At 67.6% G+C, this 3,393-nt stretch carries 3 protein-coding genes; 2 read left to right on the forward strand and 1 reads right to left on the reverse strand.

What is annotated here, in order from left to right:
- A partial coding sequence (locus ACEN88_RS27280; protein WP_413344703.1) for a murein transglycosylase A occupies positions 1-1,081 on the forward strand: 1,081 nt, incomplete at its 5' end.
- Positions 1,082-1,084: 3 nt separating this feature from the next.
- Here the strand turns inward: ACEN88_RS27280 and ACEN88_RS27285 are convergent.
- A complete protein-coding gene (locus ACEN88_RS27285; RefSeq protein ID WP_413344705.1) occupies positions 1,085-2,347 on the reverse strand; it encodes an MFS transporter in 1,263 nt (420 codons plus the stop codon).
- A gap of 91 nt (positions 2,348-2,438) precedes the next feature.
- Here ACEN88_RS27285 and ACEN88_RS27290 point away from each other — a divergent pair, with 91 nt between their 5' ends.
- The gene (locus ACEN88_RS27290; RefSeq protein ID WP_160406459.1) at positions 2,439-3,215 is read left to right on the forward strand and encodes an enoyl-CoA hydratase; all 777 of its coding nucleotides are present in this window, start codon (positions 2,439-2,441) and stop codon (positions 3,213-3,215) included.
- Positions 3,216-3,393 lie beyond the last annotated feature (178 nt).

The following is a 3,393-nucleotide window of genomic DNA, read 5'->3' on the forward strand; positions in this document are numbered from 1 at the left end:
GACCCAGCCGCCGGCGCAGCCGCAACAACCGCCGCCGCCCGCGCCCCTGTTCACGCCGGTCTCGTTCGATGCGTTGCCGGGCTGGCAGCAGGACGACCTGCGCCAGGCCTGGCCTGCGTTCCAGGCTTCCTGCCGCGCGCTGGGCGCGAAGCCGGACTGGAAGGCGCCGTGCGCGGCCGGCAAATCGGTCGACCCCGACGACGGCACGGCCATCCGCCAGTTCTTCGAGACGTATTTCGTGCCGAATCTCGTGCGCACGCCCGACGGCGCGGACGCGGGCCTGATCACGGGCTACTATGAGCCGATGCTGCGCGGCGCCCGCAAGCGCGGCGGCGCATACCAGACGCCTCTCTATAAAGTACCGGACGACCTGATCACCGTGAACCTGGCGAGCGTCTACCCGAGCCTGAAGGGCATGCGGCTGCGCGGACGCCTCGTCGGCAAGACCGTCGTCCCGTACGCCACGCGCGCCGACATCGAGCGCGCGCGCATCCCGGGCAAGGAACTGGTGTGGGTCGACGATCCCGTGGAGGCGTTCTTCCTCGAAGTGCAGGGCTCCGGCCGCGTGCAGCTGGACGACGGCGACACCGTGCGCATCGCCTACGCCGACCAGAACGGCCATCCGTACAAGGCGATCGGCCGCTGGCTGATCGACCAGGGAGAGTTGGCGCCGGGCGAGGCGACGGCGCAGGGCATCAAGGCGTGGATCGCCGCGCATCCGGAGCGCCGCCAGGAACTCCTCAACGTCAACCCGAGCTACGTGTTCTTCCGCGAGGAGCGCCTGCCCGATCCGAACGTCGGCCCGAAGGGCGCCCTGGGCGTGCCGTTGACGCCCACGCGCTCCGTCGCCGTCGACCCGGCCTTCATCCCGCTCGGCGCGCCGCTGTTCCTGTCGACGACGGAACCGGCGGGCGACGTGCCGCTGCGGCGCCTCGTGATGGCGCAGGACACGGGCGGCGCCATCAAGGGCGCCGTGCGCGCGGACTTCTTCTTCGGCTTCGGCGGCCAGGCGGCCGACAACGCGGGCCGCATGAAGCAGCGCGGGCAGATCTGGGCGCTGCTGCCGCGACCGGGTAACTGAGGCTTATTGCCGTATCCGGTGCAGGCGGGTGCCGAACAGCGTGGTGAACGTCAGCAGCAGGGCGCCCGCCGCGACGACCGTCAGGCCGCCGCGCACGCCGAGCCGCTCGGCCAGCGCACCGGCACCGGCCGCGCCGATGGGCGCCACGGCCACCGTCATGAAGCGCATCGTCGACGTCATCCGCCCCAGCAGCGCATCGGGCGTGACGCGCTGGCGCAGCGCGAGATAGGGCAGGAAGAACAGGGTGCCGCCGCAATCGAGGCAGAACACGACGCCGGCATAGGCGGCCGCCGTGGCGGCGCGGCTGCCCAGCAGGTCGCGCGGGATCGTCGGCATCAGCATGAAGCCGAGGCACGAGATGCACAGGCCCGTGGCGATGGCGCCGCCGGAGCCGAAGCGGCGCGTCAGCGGTTTCAATAGCAGAGAGCTCAACAAGACGCCGGCGCCGCCCAGCATCTGCGAGGTGCCCATCAGGCCCGGCGACATCCCCAGCACGCGCGTGGCGAACAGCACGTACAGCGCCGTGTAGCCATAGAACAGCAGGTGCCAGCAGGCGGACGTCCACGCCAGCAGGCGCAGCACCGGCTGGCTCCACACGAATTTCAATCCTTCGGCCACGTCGCGCAGTACGTGCGATTGGGGCGGCTGCGGTTGCGGCTCGCGCGTGCGGATCCGGCGCAGATTCCACAGCGAGACCGTAAAGCCGGCCACGTTGCACAGGATCGCGACAGGCGCCCCCAGTGCCTGCACGAGCAGGCCCGCGATGCCGGGACCGAGCAGGCGCGAGGCGGATTCGGTCGCGCCCAGCTTCGATTGCGCATCGATGAGGCCATCGCGGCCCACGAGGAACGTCAGGAAGATCTGCTCCGCGCTGCCGCCCACGACGAATCCCGTCCCCAACATGAACTGCACGGCGTACAGCCAGTGCACGCTGAGCCACCCCTGCCACCATGCGAACGGCACGCTGGCGAGGCTCAGCGCGACCATCGCATCGCTGGCCAGCATGACGGGCAGGCGCCGGCTGCGGTCGAGCAGGACGCCCGTCGGCAGCGAGAACAGCAGGAACGGCAGGGAGCCGACGGCGGCCAGGGTACCCATCTGGGCTGGCGTCGCGTGCAGCAGCAGGGCCGCGCAGATCGGGAGGGCCAGCAGCGTGATCTGGGCGCCGAAGTTGGTCAGCGTGCTGCTGAACCAGAAACGGCGAAAGTCGGCGTTGCGCAGCTGGCGGTCGGTCGACAGGCGGCTGAGGAGGGAGAGAGGGGGCACGGGTAGATGATAACAAACGCATGATTGCCGTATACGTCACATGCGTCGTTCAGGCGCTACAATCTGGGCTCATCTTATTAAGGGGTGTCCCATGGAATATTCTGACCTGCTGATCGAACACCACGACAAGGTGGTCGTGATCCGCCTGAACCGTCCGAAGGCGCTGAACGCCCTCAACGACAACATGATGAACGAGCTGGGCGACGCGCTCTACAAATTCGACGCCGATCCGGCCGTCAACGTCATCATCCTGACCGGCAGCGACAAGGTGTTCGCCGCGGGCGCCGACATCGCCGCGATGGCCAATTACACGTATGCCGATACGTATCCGGGTAATTACATCGGCCGCAACTGGGAACACATCCTCAATGTGCGCAAGCCGGTGATCGGCGTCGTCGCCGGCTATGCGCTGGGTGGCGGCTGCGAACTGGCGATGATGTGCGACTTCCTGATCGCGTCGGAGACGGCCAAGTTCGGCCAGCCGGAGATCAAGGTCGGCGTGACCCCGGGCGCGGGCGGTACGCAGCGCCTCCCGCGCGCGATCGGCAAGTCGAAAGCCATGGACATGCTGCTGACGGCGCGCATGATCGATGCGGCGGAAGCTGAGCGCACGGGTCTCGTGTCCCGCGTCGTGCCGGCCGACCTCGTGATGACGGTGGCGCTGGAAGTGGCGGAGACGATCGCCGCGATGCCGGTGTCGGTGGCCATGCAGATCAAGGATGCGGTCAACCGCGCGTTCGAGACGACCCTGACCGAAGGCGTACGTTATGAGCGCCGCTTCTTCCATGCGGGCTTCGGTACGCCGGCGCAGAAGGAGGGGATGGCGGCGTTCCTGGAGAAGCGCAAGCCGAATTTCGAGGGTATGTAATTCCCAACACCCCTTGCACGGATGCGGGCGGGTTTGCTATAGTTCGCGTCCTGCTTCTGCAGCGCATGAAATCGAACGAATTCAGTGTGTTGCAGAAACAGCGAGGGGTTGACGAGTTAAGCGAAGCACTGCATAATCTCACTTCTCTGCTGCTGACGAACAAAACGATTCGCAAGCG

The organism is Massilia sp. CT11-108 (assembly GCF_047302915.1).
In the GTDB taxonomy this organism is placed as follows: Bacteria; Pseudomonadota; Gammaproteobacteria; order Burkholderiales; family Burkholderiaceae_D; genus Telluria; species Telluria orientalis.